This is a genomic window from uncultured Roseobacter sp. (assembly GCF_947496515.1).
Classification (GTDB): Bacteria; Pseudomonadota; Alphaproteobacteria; order Rhodobacterales; family Rhodobacteraceae; genus Roseobacter.
The window spans coordinates 13,108-33,003 of the sequence record NZ_CANMDB010000008.1 but is presented as its reverse complement, the minus strand read 5'-3'; the positions used below and the strand labels follow the sequence as shown (position 1 = coordinate 33,003).

The 19,896-nt window shown below is 62.4% G+C and carries 19 protein-coding genes; 5 read left to right on the top strand and 14 right to left on the bottom strand.

Annotation, left to right across the window (positions count from 1 at the left end):
• Positions 1-5: 5 nt before the first annotated feature.
• From Q1A53_RS14390 to Q1A53_RS14370, 5 genes are all read left to right on the top strand, one after another.
• On the top strand, positions 6-1,508 hold the full coding sequence (locus Q1A53_RS14390) for a tripartite tricarboxylate transporter permease (RefSeq protein ID WP_299968041.1): 1,503 nt from the start codon (positions 6-8) through the stop codon (positions 1,506-1,508).
• Positions 1,509-2,016: 508 nt separating this feature from the next.
• Positions 2,017-3,366, top strand: coding sequence for an MFS transporter (locus tag Q1A53_RS14385; RefSeq protein ID WP_299968038.1), 1,350 nt, complete (start codon positions 2,017-2,019; stop codon positions 3,364-3,366).
• A 502-nt stretch (positions 3,367-3,868) separates the two neighbouring features.
• Positions 3,869-4,234, top strand: coding sequence for a response regulator (locus tag Q1A53_RS14380; RefSeq protein WP_299968035.1), 366 nt, complete (start codon positions 3,869-3,871; stop codon positions 4,232-4,234).
• A 103-nt stretch (positions 4,235-4,337) separates the two neighbouring features.
• Positions 4,338-6,224 (top strand): CHASE domain-containing protein, encoded by a 1,887-nt coding sequence (locus tag Q1A53_RS14375; protein ID WP_299968033.1) that lies wholly within the window; start codon positions 4,338-4,340, stop codon positions 6,222-6,224.
• The gene (locus Q1A53_RS14370) at positions 6,217-6,594 is read left to right on the top strand and encodes a response regulator (RefSeq protein WP_299968031.1); all 378 of its coding nucleotides are present in this window, start codon (positions 6,217-6,219) and stop codon (positions 6,592-6,594) included. The genes Q1A53_RS14375 and Q1A53_RS14370 overlap by 8 nt, the downstream gene beginning before the upstream one ends.
• A 299-nt stretch (positions 6,595-6,893) precedes the next feature.
• Here the strand turns inward: Q1A53_RS14370 and scpB are convergent, their stop codons facing one another.
• From scpB to Q1A53_RS14300, 14 genes are all read right to left on the bottom strand, one after another.
• Positions 6,894-7,484, bottom strand: a complete 591-nt coding sequence (gene scpB, locus Q1A53_RS14365) for an SMC-Scp complex subunit ScpB (protein ID WP_299968029.1) — start codon at positions 7,482-7,484, stop codon at positions 6,894-6,896.
• A 2-nt stretch (positions 7,485-7,486) separates the two neighbouring features.
• Positions 7,487-8,338 (bottom strand): DUF1403 family protein, encoded by an 852-nt coding sequence (locus tag Q1A53_RS14360; protein ID WP_299968026.1) that lies wholly within the window; start codon positions 8,336-8,338, stop codon positions 7,487-7,489.
• Between the two features lie 265 nt (positions 8,339-8,603).
• Complete coding sequence (locus tag Q1A53_RS14355) at positions 8,604-9,299, bottom strand: RraA family protein (protein ID WP_299968025.1); 696 nt, start codon at positions 9,297-9,299, stop codon at positions 8,604-8,606.
• The gene (locus Q1A53_RS14350; protein ID WP_299968022.1) at positions 9,300-9,992 is read right to left on the bottom strand and encodes an alpha/beta fold hydrolase; all 693 of its coding nucleotides are present in this window, start codon (positions 9,990-9,992) and stop codon (positions 9,300-9,302) included.
• Complete coding sequence (locus tag Q1A53_RS14345; protein WP_299968019.1) at positions 9,989-11,113, bottom strand: cobalamin-independent methionine synthase II family protein; 1,125 nt, start codon at positions 11,111-11,113, stop codon at positions 9,989-9,991. The genes Q1A53_RS14350 and Q1A53_RS14345 overlap by 4 nt, the downstream gene beginning before the upstream one ends.
• Positions 11,114-11,131: 18 nt before the next feature.
• Entirely contained in the window at positions 11,132-12,094 is a 963-nt protein-coding gene (locus Q1A53_RS14340) for an AraC family ligand binding domain-containing protein (RefSeq protein WP_299968016.1), read from the bottom strand.
• A 146-nt stretch (positions 12,095-12,240) separates the two neighbouring features.
• The gene (locus Q1A53_RS14335) at positions 12,241-13,215 is read right to left on the bottom strand and encodes an ester cyclase (protein WP_299968014.1); all 975 of its coding nucleotides are present in this window, start codon (positions 13,213-13,215) and stop codon (positions 12,241-12,243) included.
• Positions 13,212-14,231, bottom strand: coding sequence for a LacI family DNA-binding transcriptional regulator (locus tag Q1A53_RS14330; protein WP_299968011.1), 1,020 nt, complete (start codon positions 14,229-14,231; stop codon positions 13,212-13,214). Before Q1A53_RS14330 ends, Q1A53_RS14335 begins: the two co-directional genes overlap by 4 nt.
• Positions 14,228-14,992 carry an SDR family oxidoreductase gene (locus tag Q1A53_RS14325; protein WP_299968008.1) on the bottom strand — a complete coding sequence of 255 codons (765 nt, stop codon included), beginning with the start codon at positions 14,990-14,992 and terminating at the stop codon, positions 14,228-14,230. Before Q1A53_RS14325 ends, Q1A53_RS14330 begins: the two co-directional genes overlap by 4 nt.
• Complete coding sequence (locus tag Q1A53_RS14320) at positions 14,992-16,035, bottom strand: ester cyclase (protein ID WP_299968005.1); 1,044 nt, start codon at positions 16,033-16,035, stop codon at positions 14,992-14,994. Before Q1A53_RS14320 ends, Q1A53_RS14325 begins: the two co-directional genes overlap by 1 nt.
• Positions 16,035-17,345, bottom strand: a complete 1,311-nt coding sequence (hisD, locus tag Q1A53_RS14315) for a histidinol dehydrogenase (RefSeq protein WP_299968003.1) — start codon at positions 17,343-17,345, stop codon at positions 16,035-16,037. Before hisD ends, Q1A53_RS14320 begins: the two co-directional genes overlap by 1 nt.
• 14 nt (positions 17,346-17,359) lie before the next feature.
• Positions 17,360-17,887, bottom strand: coding sequence for an ester cyclase (locus Q1A53_RS14310; protein WP_299968001.1), 528 nt, complete (start codon positions 17,885-17,887; stop codon positions 17,360-17,362).
• A 23-nt stretch (positions 17,888-17,910) separates the two neighbouring features.
• Entirely contained in the window at positions 17,911-18,834 is a 924-nt protein-coding gene (locus tag Q1A53_RS14305; protein ID WP_299967999.1) for a carbohydrate ABC transporter permease, read from the bottom strand.
• A gap of 7 nt (positions 18,835-18,841) precedes the next feature.
• The gene (locus tag Q1A53_RS14300) at positions 18,842-19,864 is read right to left on the bottom strand and encodes a sugar ABC transporter permease (RefSeq protein WP_299967997.1); all 1,023 of its coding nucleotides are present in this window, start codon (positions 19,862-19,864) and stop codon (positions 18,842-18,844) included.
• Positions 19,865-19,896 lie beyond the last annotated feature (32 nt).

Here is a 19,896-nt window from a genome sequence, read left to right as displayed (position 1 = left end):
CGTCCATGCTGTCTTCCTTGCCCGATGCCCTCGCGATTCTGCTGACAGTCGAGGGGTTGCTCGTCCTCGTGATGGGCACTGTCCTCGGCATCGTTTTGGGGGCGATGCCGGGCATCGGGTCGACGGTAGCCGTTGCGATGGTCCTGCCATTCACGCTGACCATGGGGCAGGCGCCGGCCATTCTGTTGCTCCTAGCCGTCTATGCTGGATCTGTCTACGGCGGTTCAATCGCGGCGATCCTGATCAACACCCCCGGGACGCCACAGTCGGCCGCCACCTGCCTGGATGGCTATCCAATGGCACAGAGAGGCGAGGCTGGCCTCGCCCTGGGGTGGGCGACCGTTGCCTCCGTCATCGGGGGGCTGGTATCCGCGATCGTCCTGATCTTTGCGGCCCCGCAACTCGCGGCCTTCGCGCTCGAATTCGGTCCGATCGAGACCTTCGCCCTGATCCTTTTGGGAATGACCTGTATCGTTTCCGTGTCCACCGGATCGGTGATCAAGGGGTTGCTGGCGGGGATGATCGGCATCTTTCTGTCCACGGTCGGCGGAGATCCCATCATCGGAGAGATGCGGTTCACCTTCGGTCAATGGCAGCTCTTTGCCGGGTTCAATCTGCTGGCTGTTGTCATCGGGGTGTTCGCGTTGTCCGAAGTGCTGATGCGGGCCAGCACGGCCCTGTCTCAAACGTCCGAGCTGGTTGATTTCAAAGGGATCGTCCTGCCCAAACTGGCGATGTGGAAAGGTCGGCTCAAGAACCTCGGAAAATCCGTCTTGATCGGCAATCTCGTCGGCGTTCTTCCGGGGACCGGCGCCGCGACAGCCGCCTTTATCTCCTACGCGGAGGGACGGCGGTCCTCCTCAAACGGGGCGAACTACGGCACCGGGGAGCCGGATGGCATCGTCTCATCCGAGGCTGCGAATAACGCGGTCACGGGGGGCGCGCTCGTGCCGACGATGGCGTTGGGCATTCCCGGGGACGCCATCACCGCGGTGATGCTCGCCACGCTGACCCTGCACGGGATCACTCCGGGACCGAAACTCGTCGAAGACAACCCCACGCTCATCGCCGCAATTTTCACCGGTTTCTTCATCATCAACCTGCTGTTGTTGCCGCTGGGTCTGATACTGTCGCGCGTCGCCGCCCCGATCTTGCGCGTTCGCGAAGCCTACATGATGACGGCCATTGTCCTGTTGTGCGCGGTCGGGGTCTACTTCGTCCGCGGCAACCCGTTCGATCTATTGGTGATGGGCGCCGCTGGCGTGGTTGGATTCGTCCTGCGCCGTCAGGGCTTCCCAATGGCACCTTTGGTGATCGGCATGGTGTTGGGGCCAACACTGGAGATCACCCTGCGACAGGGCCTGATCCTGACCGACGGCAGCTTTGCGGCGTTTTTCGTGGGCCATCCCATTGCGCTGGTGCTTGGCCTGACAGCTCTCGTCGCGCTCTTGCTGCCGCTGCTTCGCCATCAGCTGGCCCGTCGTCCGTCGCGTCAGAACCAAGAGTAGCAGGCATTCATCACGCAAAGGCGGGCGGGGATGTCATCTGCGGTACCCATCGGGTCACTCAAGAGGCGGTCAGACTTCCGGGTTGCGCAGGTCTTGCTGTCCTGACCAAGGAGCAATCATTGCGTAGCTTTAAGCTGTCCATCGCACCGGATCGACCTGCGGCTTGGCCGCACTGCACTGGCCGTTGAACCAAAACATCAAAGCACTGCGCTCACCGGATTTCCTGTTGTCTCGGCACGACACTTTCCCCGCCGGTATGGCACGGATCTGACGGCATAGATCGCCGGCTTCTTGAGAACGTACTCGGGCCCTGACAGTCAGCACACCTTCAGCGGCACCGGTATGGTATGTGGTTCAAGGTCATTGGAAAACTCAGCGCGTTGCCGAACCGTCCCGCAGGTTTTCATGTCTACCCTCGGCGTCTGACACTTGCCCCTCAAAAATGCGTCGAGAGCCACCGACACCGCCCCGTTTCGGGTCTGCGACAACTGAGACCGCTCCCCCCCAGGTGCTGAGGCGCATTGACCCCGTGGAACCGGAGCACATCTATACGCAGGTCTGCTGCGTGGAAACGACCGTATTGAGCGCCCATACAGCAAATCTGGCCCGGATCCTCTTCCCTTTGGTCAGCACAAATGCCGGGAAAGACACGGTGACCACGACCGACCAAACCTCGCCCACAGGCCTCGTCAACTTCGCGCTGCTGCTGGCTGCGAATGCGATCCTTGGATCCGCCATGCCGATGATGATCATCCTCGGCGCGCTGGCGGGTCTGTTGCTCGCGCCAACGCCCGGTCTGGCCACCTTGCCCGCCTCCGTCTCGACGCTCGCCGGGCTCGTGGCAGCGGCACCGTTCTCGCTCTTCATGGGTCGCTTCGGGAGACAGGCGGGCTTCGTGGCGGGGGCGGCGGTGGCCGCAGCGGGCGGCGCCGCAGCGGTCGCGGGCGTCCTGCAGGCCAGCTTTCCCCTCCTCCTCGTCGGGCACTTTGCCCTTGGGGCAGCACTTGCCTGCTTTCAGTTCTTTCGCTTTGCCGCGGCCGAAGTGGTGCCGGATCGGTGGAAACCGGTCGCCATTTCGCTGATGCTGACATCCGGACTGCTGGCCGCCTTCGCGGGGCCAGAGGTCTTTACCCGCACCAAGGATATGCTTGCCCCGATCCCCTTTGCGGGTGCCTATGGTGCGATCAGTGTCTTGTGCGGGATGGGCATTCTGCCGCTGCTGTTCCTGCGCGGCCTAGGACGGGCGCCCAGAATGGAAGAAACCGCTTCGGCCCCGGCTGTCAATGTGATCGCTGTCTTGCGGCGCCCGATGGTCGCTGTCGCGGTTGCGACCGCAGCGGTCTCGCAAGGGGTGATGGTCCTGCTGATGGTGCCGACGCCCATCGCTATGGTAGGCTGCGGCTTTACCGAAGCCGATGCGGGTGATGTGGTTCGCTGGCACGTCGTGGCCATGTTCGCCCCAAGCTTCGTCACAGGGTTCCTGATCAAGCGGTTTGGCGCGACCGCCATCGTCATGACAGGTCTCGCCCTGCTCGCTGGCTCTGCGGTGATCGCCGCCAGCGGCATAACCCTGCCTCACTTCTACAGCGCGATGATCGTGTTGGGCGTCGGGTGGAACTTTGGCTTCGTCGGCGCCACAAGCTTGCTGGCCGACGCGCTTGCCCCGCACGAACGCGCGGCTGTTCAGGGCTTGAACGACACCGCCATCGCACTTTGCGCCTCTGTCTGCGCTTTCGCCTCGGGGGCGTTGGTGGTGGGCGCGGGCTGGACCATACTTGCCCTTGGCGCCCTGCCGATCGTCGGCGCAATGGCACTGACGGTCCTGTGGATCAAGCGTATGCCAACAGGTGCTGCATGACGTCTGGAGTGACTGTTTTTTGGTTATCGCAGACTGAAACAGTCATGCTGAATGGATCAATCCCGACCGGACCTCTCACTCGGACATCACGTACCGAAGAAAGGTAGCACGTCCGGCTGCCATGGCTGGGTGGAAATTTATCCATGTTGTTGGCGTCCATCCCCAAGGATATTTGACGGCGGCAATCGGGACGTCACCCGGATCTTTTCTCTCATTGCCGTTTTGGTTCCCTGCCTCCGCGGTCAAGATGCTCTGGTGACAGCACTCTGATCGCGCTTCCGGCAACGTCGTCCGATTTTCCGGGGGGCATAGAATAGCACAGAGAACATAGCGGCAGATCAACCGCGCGCAACGCTAGTGCAACTGGGCATTACGCCTCCAAAACCCGTGTAATGAAGACCCAAAGCCCAGCAATTTAGGTCTAGATCGGTCCTAATAATTCTACTAATAGACTAATAAGGGATATTACCTAAAGAATAATGATTTAAGGAGAGTTCTTGTTATGCGCGTACTCCTGCTTGAAGATGACGACGCCGCGAGAGACGTATTCCGGGAGTGTCTTTCAGATGCGGGCCACCAGGTTGTCGCATGCGACACCATCGCCAGCGCCCTGACCGTGTTGAGAACAAGCAAAGTAGATCTCTTGATCATCGACCTGATGATCGGTGACACCAACAGCCTTGGTCTGGCGCAATACGCCGGGTACGCGGCTCCCGATGCCGAGGTGATCCTCGTGACGGGCACCAGCAAGTTTGCCCACGGGGAAGTGTTGGCTGAATTTCCCGGCGTGACCTGGATTCTGCGCAAGCCGGTATACCTGCGTGATCTGGAAGCGCTGGTCAGCTACGCCGAGCAGCGTGCAGCGTGATCATTGATCGCGCGCGGTGCGAGCCGCTGGTTGGAAGGCGTTTGGGAAAGGGCTGATCGCAGCAAACCGACAGTGAGGGGTCGAGTTGAAAGGGGAGGACGCCATGACCACAGATGCCCCGGGCGCTCCGGCGCCGGACACCCCGCACAGTATTCCGCCAGAAACCGTAGCACACGAACGACGGGCGATCGAACGGCTCGGTCGGCTGCGTCTCGTTCACTGGTTGACCCTGCTCTTGTCCGTAGGTCTGACCCTGGTCGTGTGGCAGTACGTCAAGTACCAGCTGGCGCTTCGCACCGAAACGCGGTTCAATATTGCCGCAGACCAGGTCGCCGAATTGATCGAAGAACGGCTGCAGAAGTACCAAGTGGCCCTTTGGGCCGGGGTTGCGGCCATCAAGACCCATGATAACGGGGTCGATCTCGACCAATGGCGCAGCTTTGCGCAGAACCTCGATATTGAGCACCGTTATCCGGGCATCAACGGGATCGGTGTCATCCACGAAATTACCGCAGCTGACATGCCCGATTATCTGGCGCGGCAGCGAAAAGACCGGCCGGACTTCAAGGTCCACCCGCCCCGGCAGGCAGATATCTATCAACCCATTACCTTCATCGAGCCCGAAGACATAAACATTGAAGCCGTGGGTCTCGACATGATGCATGAGACCAACCGCTACACTGCCTTGACACAGGCACGTGACAGCGCCTCGACACAAATCACCGGTCCGATCATTCTGGTTCAGGACGAAGGGCGCACACCCGGATTTCTCTTCTTTGCGCCTTTCTACCGAACCTCGGATAACGGGGCCGACGCAACGCATGCCGACAGGTTTCTGGGCGCGGTCTACGCTCCTTTTGTCGTCAAACGGCTGATGGAAGGCGTTCTGGACAAAGACCGGCGCGCCACCGCCGTGCGGATCAGCGATGGTGACGAGATCATCTACGATGAGATCAGTTCGGAAGATACCGACTACGATCATGATGCCATCAAGGAAAAGCGGATCTTGATGTCGCTTTACGGTCGTGAATGGGCACTCGATATCCGTTCGGGGTTGAGCTTCAGGCAGGAGAACTCAGGCATCGAGGCAATTGTCATTCTCGTCGTCGGTATCGTGCTGGACGTTGCCCTGCTCGCCATCTTCATTTTGCTGTCGCGCGCCAACAGACGGGGCCTGCGCTTTGCGGATATGGCGACGGGGGCTCTGGAAGCTGCCAACCGCAATCTGGAGATTGCGCGCAAGGAAGCCGAAAGCGCCAGTGCGATGAAGTCCACGTTTCTGTCAACAATGAGCCACGAAGTCCGCACACCGCTGACCGCGATAAGCGGGATACTGGAGCTTCTGGAACGCGCTGATCTACCTGCGAAGCAGCGGATGCTCGTCGATACCGGACGAAAAGCGTCGGACAGGCTGATCAAACTGCTCACCGATGTCTTGGATGTGTCCCGGCTTGAGGCCAATGCCGTCGCGTTATGGGAACGGGACGTTCCGGTATCGCCCCTGCTGAATGAATGGCAGCGATTGGCGGAAGGGCTGGTAGAGAAGATGAAGAAAGCTGTGTCGGTCACGGCGACGGTAGATGACGACGTGCCAGAGACCATCACCGTTGACGACATCAGGTTGTCGCAGGTCATGAACAACCTCCTGGACAACGCCGCCCGCTTTACGAAAGAAGGCGTTATCGCGATTCGGGCATTTCGCCCTGACCCGACCGCCGATGGCGTCGAAAGGATCGGCTTTTCGATCACTGACAGCGGCAAGGGTATTGCAGGCGGCAATATGGAGGAGATTTTCGAAAGGTTCCGCCAGGTTGATAACTCAATGACACGCGACACCAGCGGCGCGGGGCTGGGCTTGTCCATCTGTCACGAATTGATCAATCTGATGGGCGGCACAATTACCGTCGACAGTGTCGTGGGAACCGGGACCGCGTTCGAAGTCTACTTGCCCGTCCGCGGCGCTGCGTCAAAAGGTGAAAAGGGTGCATAAAGCGGTGCTGGTCGCAGATGACGATGCGTTGTTACGACTGGTTCTGTCGGAAATGTGCCGTGAAATCGGGTATGATTTCCTGACCGCCTGCGATGGTCAGGATTGTCTGCACATGTTGTCGACGCACAGGACCGGGATCGGTGCCGTGCTGCTGGATCTGCACATGCCGAAGATGTCGGGGGTGGAGGCCGCTGGGGTCATCCGCAACGATCCATCCCTTGACTGCCGGCACTTGCCGGTGATCGCTCTGACGGCGGACGTGCGCTGGCATGATCCACGTAAGGTCGAGGATCATGGTTTTGATGGCGTACTGGAGAAGCCGCTGAAACTGGACACCCTTCGGACCACCTTGTCGGCTCTGGAGATCTGAGATCAGGAGCGAGTCGGCAAGGCGATCTGTCGAACAGGCACCTCTGCACCGCGGCTACCGCATGACGGACCGTACACGGCGATCCAACGCCACGCGCTGAGAGCGCCCGGGGTCACATAGCAAAGAGGGATCACTGCCTTGTCGTCGGATCTGGATGTGGCTGCGCTCACCTCCCCGCAGTGCACGCGAGCCTATCGCCGCAGCGGTCAGCCACCACGACAGATGTAAAACTGTGTTGTGGTAACCGCATACGTCTACATCATTGGTAGGAAGACAGGTTCATCAAGAGCGCCGCGCGATCATTCACGCAGACCAGCGTCGATCAACTGCTCGCGGTCGGGCAGATCCTGAAGCGATTGCAGATCGAAGGCGACCAGAAACTGAGGGGTCGTGACGTAGCTGTAGGGCGCGCCCCGGCGCGGGCTGCGGGGGCCGGTACCGATCAGTCGGAGCGCATGCAGGCGTGCGATCAGATCACGGCTGATGTCCTTGCCAAAGATGTCTTTCAGGCCATCGCGCGTCACCGGCTGATTGTAGGCAATGGCAGCCAGCACCGCGATGTCGAACTCTCTGAGATCCAGCTCCTGCACGCTCACATCCGCCGCAGCCCGGATCACCGGCGCATAGGCCGACCGTGTGCGCAACATCCACCCGCCAGCGACCTCGATGACCTCAAAAGAGCGGGTTTCCAACTCAGCGGCGAGGTCTTCTATCAACAGATCCACCGACGCATTCTGACCAACGACACGCGCCAGATCTTCCCGCGGGACAGGGGAGGCACTGGCAAAGAGCACGGCCTCCACCCGACGCATCCACTCGCGCCAGCGCAGATCGGGCGGCAAGTCTTCGAGCGACCGGTCAAACGCGGTATCGCGGTGATCCTTGACCATCGTCAGACACCGTAAAGGCGAAACGTATCGCGCCCGGTCAGTTCACGGGCGGCGCCCAATGTGACCAACCGGTCGCAAAACCGGCGTGCGGCGCGATCCGACCTCAGCGAGGTCAAAGCAGTCGGGGCGACGGCATCGCAGGCCAGGAACTGCGCTACCGCTGCTTCCGCACCCCGTGCGCGCAGTTTCGGGGCGACAGCGCGCAGCCGCGCGGCGCGCCGTGTCAGGTCTGCGGCCTCCTGCGTCACTCTGACAGCGGCACGCGCGATCGCCAGATGACATGCCAGCCGCAAGGCATCTGCGGTTGCCTGCAGATCCGCGCGCGGCACTTCTGTCGCAAGCAACGGAACCAAATGCGACCAACCCAACGCTCTGGCCAGCGCGGCATCCGCCAGCACCAGCGCTGTTGTCCGCGCCTGCGGATCCTCGGCCAGCGCCGCCTGCAACACCCGCGCAGCGCAGGTGAGCGGCGACCCGGTCGTGGTTCCCTGCCAAAGCACGATCTGATCTTGCCGCAGGTCCGGCAAGGCACGCTGCAGCGCCTTAACCGATACAGGGCGCTCCACGGCTTTGCGCCAAGACACGTAGACCTCACCGGCCGGTCCGGGCTGATCCCCGGGTTCAAGAAACGCTGTCGCGTCGCGCAGCGCGGGCGCCCGTTCAGATCGGCCTGTGTGGGTCACACAGACCTCCGCTGCCCGCAACGCCAGCCGCGCGCGGAGCAAGGCGCCAGGAAGCTCGGCTCGGGTCAGGACACGGTGCAGATGGGACAATGCCGCACCGGAGGCAAATGCGGCATCCTCCGCCGTGCGAGCCTTCCCGGTCGCAATCCAGGACGGGACCGGCGGAATCATTTCGGATGGCTCATGCAATGTCGACTGCGCATAGGGCATGCGACACCAGTATGCCACGGTGACGTCTCACGCCACTATATACTGTAGAAATGACCGGTTCCCGCAGATCCGCGCTGGATGATGGCCCCTCCCCGAGGCGGAGCGCCCTTCAAGGCCGCGATCCGGTGCTGGCGTTGTTCAAAAAGGTCCGACGCCTCAACGCTGATCCGTTCCCGAGGCCAGAACGACCCACCCATTGCACGCCGTTTCTCATGATTTGGAAAGCTCAGGTCCGCGCCTTCTCGAACGCTGCCCATGCGGTCTCGAAAGCATCGAAATCAAAGCCCTCGCGCCGGGCGGGGTCCAACACCAGCTTTTCGGTTTCCAGCAGCTTGTGAATGGCGGCCTCCAGAACCGGGACAACCTCTGACGGGATCACCAGCGCGCCATGCCTGTCCGCGTGGATCAGATCACCGTCGCTGACCGCCATGCCAAAGACGGTGACGGGGGTCGCAATCTCGCGCACGTGCACGAACCCATGGCTCGGCCCGATTGAGCCTGCGACGACCGGGAACGCCTCGGGCAGATCGCCCAGGTCACGCATGACCCCGTTGGTCAGCGCCCCTGACAGGCCGAAGCCCTTGTGGATCGTGGTGTTGATCTCGCCCCAATAGGCGCCAATTGCATTGGGCACATCCATGTCCTCGACCACGGCGACGCCCGGGCGCGGACCGCTCGCCATATGGCGGTAGTAATCCATCCGCCGGGCCTTGATCACATCCGCGGGTTCTTCGGGCGGGTGCACGGCAGCGATCCGCGCCGTGCGCGCATAGCCCACCATCGCAGGCGCGCCCGGGTCAGACGCCAGAACGGTCCCGCGTGTGAAGGCATCAAACCCACGCTTGCCCTGGGCCACTTCGATGGCGTTGCAAACGGTCGGGGTATCGACCTGCCTCAGCAGGCTCAGCAGCGTGTCGTCCATTCAATCCTCCAGCCAGCGGGCAAGGGCCTCATTGGTCCTCGCCGGTTGTTCGAGCGTGGGCAGATGCCCGGCGCCGTCGATGATCTCCAGCTGCGCGCCGGGGATCAGCCCGGCCATCAACTCGTGCCGTGCTATGGGGCAAAGCGTATCGTCACGCCCGCAGAGCACCAGCGCCGGCAGCGTTGCGGCGCGCAACGTCCCGGTCTGGTCAGGCCGGTCCATCAGCGCCTGTGATTGGGTGACAAAAACCTCCGGTCCGAGGTCCAGCGCCATCTCCATGCAAAGCGACAGCACCTCGGCGCGCTGAGCGCCGTGGCTCAGGTAGTTCGGCTTCATCTCGTCGCGCATCACCTCCGCCAGCCGTCCCTCGCGGACCGCGACCATTTGGGGAGCGCGGCGGGCTTTGACGGTCTCCGTCTCCGCCAGCGGATTAGTATCCATCAGCGCAATGCGCGCCACGCGCTCCGGCGCGCGCCGCAGGATCTCCATCGCGACGATCCCGCCCATCGACAGCCCTGCGAGCGCAAAACGCGCAGGCGCATCCGCCAGCACGGCCTCCGCCAGCGCACCAATGCTGTCGTGGCGCCAGATCTCAGCGCTGATCACCGTTCGGATCGCCGAGAACGCCGCGATCTGCGGCAAAAACAGCCGTGCATCGCACATCATGCCGGGCAGCAGGACAAGCGGTGTCACGAGGCCAGAGCCGCCCCGTCGGCGAGCGCTGCAAGTTTGGCGTAGGCGATGTCAGGATCCACCGCGCCGAAACCGGCGAAGGTGCCAAAGCCGCAATCAGATCCGGCGATCACCCGCTCCGACCCGACGATCCCCGCAAAACGCGTGATCCGCTCCGCGACCAGCTCCGGGTGCTCGACGAAGTTGGTCGTCGTATCGACTACCCCTGGCACCAACACCTTGTCATCGGGAATGTCATCCTTGCGGTCGCGGAACACGGTCCATTCGTGGCCGTGCCGCGGGTTCGAAGTCTCAAAGAGCACATAGCGCGATTTTGTCGACATCAGCGTGTCGAACATCTTGGCCATGGGAATGTCGCAACAATGCGGCCCCTCGTAATTGCCCCAGCAAATGTGCACGCGCACCCGCTCGGCGGGGATATCCGCCAGCGCATGGTTCAGCGCCTCCACATGCGAATTCGCGACCGCGATGAATTCATCGTCCGTGAGATCCGTGAAAAGCATGTGCCGCGACAGCGCCAGATCCGGGCAGTCCAGCTGCAGGTCCAGCCCGGCCGCCACGATCGTCTCGTACTCAGCCTTCATCGCATCGGCGAGCGCAGCCAGATACGCCTCCCGCGTCGGATAGAAGTCGTTCTGCAGGAACAGGGAAATCACCCCGGGGCTCGCCGCATTCATAAAACCGCGTGTCGCTCCGTGTTGCGCCATCGCCGCCTTGAGATTTGCGATGTCGCGCTGCAGTTCTTCCTGCCCGTTGGAGCGCACCTCGCCGACGCACATGGGCCGCGCGTATTGCGGGGTCCCACCATCATCGGCGAGCCGCTTGAGATAGCCGGGAAACATCTTGAGATCCGCGGGCGCGTTGCGCGGGCTGTCCCCGTCAAAACCGGTGTAGCGGTCCTTGACGTACGTGGCATAGGAGATCTTCGAGGTCTCCCCGTCCGAGACGATATCGACACCCGCCGCCACCTGTTTGCGCACCGTCTCCGATACCGCCTCGGTGATACAGGTATCAAAGGCTTCGGTGTCATAGGGTTTGCCATGTTCACGCGCAAAGATGAAATCGACCACCTCCTGGCTGCGTGGCAGAGACCCTGTGTGGGTTGTCTTGACGATACTCATTTCAGGATCCTTTTTATGTCAGCTACCGGTCCAGGTGGGGCCAGCGGGATCATCCGTCGCCCGCACGCGGTAGAGGCTCGCCTCACCTGTCATCGACGGCGCCACAGCATGTGCCTCGCCAGGGTGGATCAGCGCGGTGTCACCGGGGTTCAGCACCGTTTCACCGTCTTCGTAGCGCAGCAGCCAGTGACCGCGCAGGGGCATCAGCACGGTGGGCTTGTCGTGGCTCTCCATCTCGTCGGGGACAGAGCCGCGGGTCAGGAAATCCACCTCGAACCCCGGTTTGTCGCGCAACACCGCATCCGCGCCGATGACCTTGGCAGGCTTGCGCGCGGCCAGCGCCATCAGATCCCAGTAGCGCGCCACATATGTGCCGATCACATCCTCGACCGGGACTTCCGGATAGGTCTTGAGCGCCTCTTCGGTGAGGAGCGGCATGGGCTTGAGACCCTCGGGCAGCGCCTCCCCCTTTTTGCTGTCGTACAGCTTGCCATTCTCGCCCAGCACCAGCCCGTGCTCGCGCGCGTCCTCGATCACCTGCGGCGCCCAGATGACCCCGCCGCCCGCGTCATCCCCGCCGAGGATCGCCATGATCATCCCGTAGTCCGTACCAACGTTCTCGAACCCGCGGAAAATGCCCGTGGGGATGTTGAAGATATCGCCCTCTTCCGCGATGAACGCGCCCGCCGTCCCGTAGCGACCCCAGAAAAAGCGCCAGCGCCCCTTCAAGACGAAAAAGACCTCCGCGGTGCGGTGACAATGCAGACTGTTGCGGCATTTGGGTGGCTGGCCCGCCGCCCCGATGTTGAACCCGATACGGTCGGTCAGATGCACGTGCTGATCGGGGCTTTCGCTGACGCCGCCGCCGATGATGGTGAAGTTTTCCTTGCGGTCGGACCCGGGTGTGTGGGCGTCGATAAAGGCGGTCTTACAGGGTTTCAGATCGCCGTAGCGGACGATGAGGTCTTGGATGGTGCTCATGATGTCTCTCCTTTGGGATTGGGTGTCGAAGGCTCAGACCCACACCCCCGGAGGACGGTTGTTGAGACGCCGCGCCCGCAACGAGGCACGATGCGCATGGTAGCGCCGCGCCGCCTGACTGGCATCCAGTGTTGCGGGTGTCCGCATTAGAGATCACCGGTCTGCATCAGGATCTGTTTCCAGATCGAGACAGGCTCGAACAATGTCCACTCTCGGCGCAGACCGTAGGGGCCGAACTCCGCATGGGTGAAACCCATCACATAGACCTCTGCCCCGGTGGGCTGGCCAAACATGCCCCAGCCATCGTGGGTGCCGTGCAAGTGCCAGCGGACAGCCGCCCGCGGCGGCAGCATCGGATCCTCGCGACCGATCTGGTGGTCGATGGCAAAACGGGCATTGGGGAAGGAGGATCGCAACCCCATCCAGAGCCGTTCCGTGTCGGCCCAGGAATGCACCGTGACAGCGCCGGGGTGCTCTGTCTGCACCGCACGGTCGTATTCCGCACGGATCACGGCGAAATCGGTGTTCATCATCCGGGTCAGGATATCGCCGAGCCGTTGTCCCCATTCATTGTCATTGCCGCGGCCCTGATACGGGCCTTCCACGTCCGTCGCGGGGTTGAGCGGTTTGGTACAGGTCTCCGGCCCCCCTTCCCGGGCGATGAGATCCCGGGCAAATTGCTTGGGTTCCATTCCCAGCTGCCTGACGATGCCGGTCGTGTCGCGGATCAGCCACTCGTCATAGATCTGATCGTTGATTGCGGCACAGTCCGCGATAGCGCGAACGGTAAACCTTTTGCCCGTGGGTGGGCCGAAATACCCACCACCGGTGTGCGTCCCGGTGGTCAGCAGCCGGTGCGAGGACAGATAGCCCGCCGTATCGTCACCGGACCAGATCACGTCCTCCCCCATCAACTCGCGGTCGGGGAATTCGGCCAGCGTGGCCAGCGTGCCGGCTTTGGTACGCTGATTTCCGATGGAGACGCCTTCGGCGAAACGGACGGGAATGTCCGGCGCGTAGTAGTGGTCCAGCGTGGCGATGCCGCGCTCTTCCCAGATTTCATGAGTGATTTTCAGGATGTAATCCGGGAAATCGGTGAATTTCGGGTTGAACCCCTTCATGTGTTCCATCCTTTGGGAATGCGGGCGGAGGTGCGCAGGATCATCGGCCCGTCGATGGCGATCCGCCGCGTGCGGGCAGTGGCGTTCTCGATCTGATCCAGAAGGATCTCGACCGTCTTGGCGACCATCCGGTTGGCAGGCTGCCGTACCGTGGTCAAGCGGTAGGAGGGCCAGCTGGCGGCGGGCACATCGTCGTATCCGACCACCGAAACATCACCCGGCACATCAAGCCCCAGCTCGAACCGCAGCGTGTCCATCACCGCCAGCGCCATGTGATCATTGGTGACGAAAATCGCGTCGGGCGGATCGGCAGCACAGATGGCGCGCGCAGCCTCCGCAGCTTTCTCCATCGTGAAGTCCCCGCTGCCACGGGCGTGCAACGGCACCCCCGCCGCTGTCAGCGCCGCGACGAACCCTGCCTCGCGGTCCCGCTGGGTCGAAGTCTCATCCCAGCCCGCGATATGCGCGATCTTGCGGTGCCCCCCGGCCAGCAGGAACTCCGCCACCTTGCGCCCGCCTGCATGGTTGTCCGAGGTCACCGCGGACATGGTGGGATCGTCCTGCGACCGGTTGAAGAGCACCATCGGCACGCCCGCCGCCCGGCAACGCTTGGCCAGGTTCGAGGACATATCAACCGAAGCCGCGATGATCCCGTCCACCTGATAATCGAGGATCTCCTCCACCACCTGGTCCACATTGCCCATCGCCTGGTCGGCGGTGAAAATCAAAAGATGATACCCCCGCTGCTGCAACTGGGTGGAGAGTTTTTCCAACGCCTGCGGATAGAACTGATTTTCCAGATAGGCCACCACCAGACCGATGATGCGGCTCTTGCCCGAGACCATGGCGCGCGCCAGCACATTGGGGCGGTAGCCGAGTTCCGTCGCCGCCCGGCGCACCTTTTCCGCTGTCTTGGGAGACGCGGAGGCACCGGGCGTGAAGGTCCGCGACACCGCCGACTGGCTGACGCCCGCGCGTTTCGCGACTTCGGCGGAGGTGACGCGGTTCCGGCTCATTCCGCGGTCCAGCCGCCGTCGATCAGCAGCGATGTGCCGGTCACCAGTGCCGATGCTTCGCTGGCCAGATAGACCACGGCGCCCATGATGTCTTCGACCTCGCCGACCCGGCCCAGCTTGATCTTCTCCTCGATCCAGGCGCGTTTGTCAGGTTGCTCAAAGGTGCCGCGGGTCAGGTCGGTGAGGATGAACGTCGGGCAAACGGTGTTGACGCGGATGCCCGCCCTGCCCCATTCGATCGCCATGGATTTGGTGAAGCCCTCAACGGCGTGTTTGGTGGCGCAATAGACCGCCCGCTCTGGCCCGCCCACATGCGCCATTTGAGAGGAGATGTTGATCAGGCTGCCGGGCTTGCCTGCTTCCAGCAGCCCCTTGGCCACCGCCTGCGTCAGGAAATACGCGCCCTTGATGTTAAGTCCGGCAACCGCATCAAAATCTTCGGTCGTGGTGTCGGCGGAACGGCTATGCCGCGCGAGCCCGGCGGAATTGACCAGCACATCGAAAGGTCCGGCCTCTGCCACCGCGGCTTGTGTGGCAGCAACATCGCCCACGTCGAGCGGCAAAGCCTCTGCGTGCATGCCTGCGGCCTGCATCTCCTCGGCCAGCGCATCCAGCGCATCCAATCGCCGCGCGGCCAGCACAACCTCCGCCCCGGCCTCACCGAGGGCCGCGGCACAGGCCAGTCCGATTCCGGAGCTGGCACCCGCGACCAGCGCGCGCTTGCCGTCGAGGCGAAAGGATGGGGTCCGGGGCAGTGCCATCAGGCAGCCCCGCTGAGCACTGGCACCCGCCCGGGCACCCGTGCCTGATTGAACTCCCGCAACCGGGCCAAGACATCGACCCCCAGCTGAGCATAGGCATCGAGCAGATCGACAAGCACCCAGTTTTCCCGGATACGCCCCGCCTCCATCCGCCAGAAATCGAGGCTGCGCAGGGTGATCTCCTGCCCCGCGGGTGCAATCCCCAACCAGCCGTCGCCAGTCACCGTCATCTGCATGTTGGGCCAGCCGGTGACGGCGACATAGGCCCCTTCGGCAAAGAAATGCGACTGCAGCGTGCCGTTGGTGCCGCCCTTGCGGTCGGGCATGGCGTTCAGAAACGGGATCTGGTGCCAGGCGCGGAACCCCGCGATGCCTCGGGCGGTGCCGATCCCCGCGGGCCCGTACCAGTTCATCCGCGGATGCCAGAAGCGTTCCGCCTGCATCACCTCCGCACCGCCCTCGGCGGGGTGCCGAACAAGATGGGTCAACATGTCGATGACATGATCGCGGCTCGCCGCACTGGCGTGCGGATCATGCGGGCCCAGCCCGTCCTGGCTCATCGGCGCCGGCACGCAAAGCTCCCGCCCGAGGCTCGGCGCCATGGGCCAGACACCGGCCTGCATCATCAGTTCCGGCAGGTCCCAGATGGCCTGCACTTCGACAACCTGCGCGCCCTCAAACCGGTAGAATTCGTGAAAGCGCAGATGCGCCAGATGGCCCGTGGGCGGGATGTCCAGGAAGGGGCCGAGAAAGCTGCCCATGTACTGGCCCATGCAGCCGACCCACCGCGCGCCGTCGTCGTCCGCCCCCTCCATCACGATCAGATCGCGGCGTTCCGCGTCCGGCATGGCAGCAAGCAGCGGCGCATAGGCCGCATCATAGAACGCAGCACCCGTGACCTCCCCCACCGGGTGAAACAGCCGCACCACCACATCCTCCGCCAGCAAAGAGGCCAAGGCCCCGCGCACCCCCGCTTCGGACATATCCGCCATCGCCCGGCGCAGCGGGATCAGCAGATCCTTTGTCCCGGCGGGGTCGGTCATCACTCGGCCGCCTCTCCATACGGCACGTTCTGCCCGCCGTAGCGGCGGACCCGCAGGTTGCACTGCTCCGCGTGGCCCACGAACCCTTCGAGCATGCAGAGCCGCGAGCCGTAGGCGCCGATCCTCGCGGCGGCCTCGTCGGTGGTGATCTTCTGGTAGCTGTGGGTCTTGAGGTACTTGCCCACCCAGAGGCCACCGGTATAGCGCCCGGCCTTCTTCGTCGGCAGCGTGTGGTTGGTGCCGATCACCTTGTCGCCATTGGCAACATTGGTCCGGGGCCCGAGAAAGAGCGCGCCGTAGCAGGTCATCTTCTCCAGAAACCAGTCGTCGCGGTCGGTCATCACCTGCACATGCTCGGAGGCGATGTCATCGGCGACCTCCAGCATCTCATCGTAGGTGTCACACAAGATCACCTCGCCGTAGTCCTGCCAGCTGACCCGCGCTGTCCCTTCGGTCGGCAAAATCTGCAGAATGCGCTCGATCTCGGTCAGTGTCTCCTTGGCAAGCTTCTCGGAGTTGGTCACCAGCACCGCGGGAGAGTTATACCCATGCTCCGCCTGCCCCAGCAGATCCGTGGCGCACATCTCGGCGTCCACGGTGTCGTCCGCGATCACCATCGTCTCCGTTGGGCCTGCGAAGAGGTCAATGCCCACACGGCCGAAGAGCTGGCGCTTGGCCTCCGCAACGAAGGCGTTGCCGGGTCCCACCAGCAGATGCACCGGGTCAATCGTTTCCGTACCGAGCGCCATGGCGCCCACCGCCTGAATGCCCCCCAGCACGTAAATCTCATGCGCGCCGCCGAGGTGCATCGCGGCAATCACCGCCGGGTTCGGCTCGCCCTTGAAGGGCGGGGTGCAGGCGATGATGCGCGGCACGCCCGCGACCTTGGCTGTGGCCACAGACATATGGGCGGAGGCAACCATGGGGAACTTGCCCCCGGGAACGTAGCAGCCCACCGACTGCACAGGTATGTTCTTGTGGCCCAGAATGACGCCGGGCATGGTTTCCACTTCGATATCCAACATGCTGTCGCGTTGGGCTTGCGCAAAGTTCACCACCTGAGCCTGCGCGAACTTGATGTCCTCCAGATCGCGCGGGGCGACCTTGGCAATCAGCGCGTCGATCTCCGCCGGGCTCAGCCGGTAGCTGTCGCGGTGATAGCCATCGAACTTCACGGCCAATTCGCGCACGGCAACGTCACCGCGCGTCTCGATGTCCCTGAGCGTCGCCGACACGGCAGCAGCGGTCTTGGTGTCGTCATCGGCGCGATCAGCCTCGGGCTTGCCGCGTTTGAGGTAGGTGATCGTCATGTCTGTGTCCTCACTTAGTCCGGTCTGGGTGCGGTGCGCTCGCCTCGGTCAAATGCTTCCCAGCCTTCCCCGTTGAACAAATCAACGCCCAGCTGCGCCGCCACATGGGCGAAATCCACGTTCACCCAGTTGTCCACGATCTTGCCATCCACGACCTTCCAGAAATCCATGTAGCGGATCTCGACCCGTTTACCGGTGGGGGCGATGCCAAGGAACGGACCGGAATGCGTGGCCTCCTGCCGCCCGAAGGCCGCCGCCCATTCGCCCATGTAGAGCCGCGCCTCGTCGATGCAGGTCTTGTCGGAGAAGGCCGCCTGAAAAGGCCGCTGCCAGTTGTCCTGAAATTCCTTCAAACCGGTCTTGGTCCCGCAACCCTGATTGCCCATCCAACGGAACCCATCCGCGAAAAAAGCGCCAATGTCGTCGATCCGGTGATCATTGAGACCATCCACCATGCCCTCGATCACCGCGCGGGTTTCATCGGTCTTGGACATGTCGGTGTCGCGCGTCAGCACGGCCTGCTCGGGTCGGGAGCCTTTCATATCGCAGCCTCTTTGCGCACCGTTCAGCCCTTCACCGCACCCGCGGTCAGACCGCCGACGATCTGGCGCTGGAAGAACATGATCATCAGGAAGAGCGGCGCCGTGACCGATACCACCGAAGAGACGGCGAACATCACGTTGCCCTTGGTCTGGGTTGTGCCGAGAAAACTCGCCACCTTGGGGATCATGGTCTGGTTTTCCTTGGACAGCAGCATCGCCGTTACCGCGAAATCATTGTAGGCCAGCAGGAAAGAAAACAGCCCCGTGGTGATCACCCCCGGCCACATCACCGGAATGATGACGTTGCGAAAAGCCTGAAACCTTGTGCAGCCATCGACCATGGCGCTTTCGTCCAGCTCGGCTGGGATGTTCTTGAAGAAGGAGTGCAGCATCCAGAGCGTAAAGGGCTGGTTGATCGCCACCAGCACGATGATGGTGGTCGCCGTGTGCCCCCAGAGGTTCCACTGAAAGAACACCGGCAGATAGCCCGAGACCAATGTGATCGGCGGCATCGCGCGAAAGATCAGGGCGGCCAGCAGGAACCAGAACGCATAACGGTAGGTGGAGCGGGCCAGCGCATACCCCCCCAGCGTGCCCAGTGTCAGCGAGATGGTCACCACAAAGAAACACACGATGAGCGAATTCATCGCCGCGCGCCAGAACTCCTCCTGCACCCAAGCACCGTGATAGCCTGCACCGGTAAAGGGACCGCCTGTCTCGATTGTGGTCAAAGGGCCGGTCAGCGCGTTGGTCCAGTCTGCTTTGGAGAAAAAGTCGCCCTCGACCTTGAAGGAGCCCCAGAGCGTCCAGATGAACGGAAACGCGGCAAGCAACATCCAGATCGCCAAAACGGTGACGACCAGGGTCGTGATGATGATGGGTTGGCGCCCGGCTTTGTCAGGCTGGGTCGTGATGATGACCGGTTGGCTTTGTGCTGTATCAGACATATCTCACCTACTTCCGGTCAAAATCGCGCCACGTGCGCACGAGAACGGGCGACAACAGGATCGCAATCCCCAGGATGGTCAGCACCGATGTGGCCGCCGCCGACGACAGCTGCCGCGTCTCGCCGCCCAGATCGTTGAAGATCGCCCAACTGAGCGAGGTCGCATGGGCGTTGGCGGAAAAGCTGACGATGGGCTCAAACACGCGGAAATTGTCCATCAGCTGCATCAGCGCAATGAAGGTGGTCAGCGGCAGCAGATGGGGGATCACCACATGGCGGATCTGCAGCCACCTGTTGGCACCGTCAACGCGCGCCGCCTCCAGCGTATCCTTGTTCACGGTCTGCAGCCCGGCATAGTAGACGATGAAGGCAAAGGGCGCCGAATGCCAGACACCGTAGACCATCAGCATGATCCACATCAGCGGCGTGGAGGCCTTGACCGACAGATCCGGATCGCCCGCCAGCTGCTGCAAGGTCGTACCGATGATCCCGCGCGCATCGACCATCCAGAACAGGATAAGCGCGCCCACCAGCGGGGTGATCATCATTGGCAAGAGCGAGAAAAAGATCAGCGGCCCACGGATCATCTTGGTGGCACTGTTAACCGCAATGGCGATGATGAAGCCTAGGATGATCACCAGAGGGGTGACGACAAAGGTAAAGGTCAGGGTAAAGCCCATGGCCTTATAGAACGGCAGGTTCAGCATCTGGGTGCCGAAATCACGCAGGCTCTCCGCGGATCCCCAGGTCATGGCAACCTCGTCCACGGCCAGGTGGTTGCGGTCGAGATAGGTCGTCAGACCGGCAAACTGGCCCAGCGGTTTTTCAGCACGCAGGGCGGCGGTCGCTTCCTGATCAATGGTCGTGGTTTCCTTGCAACCGAACAGATCGCAGCTTTCGACGGTGCGGATGACCTGCTCATGCTCCGTATGCAACGACTGCACGATGACCGAGATGATCGGGAAAAAGATAAACAGCAGCATCGCCACGGCGGACGGCAGAACAAACCAGAAAAATGACCTATGCTTCATCGTCTCTGTCCTCTGGTGGAGCGTGGCTCACG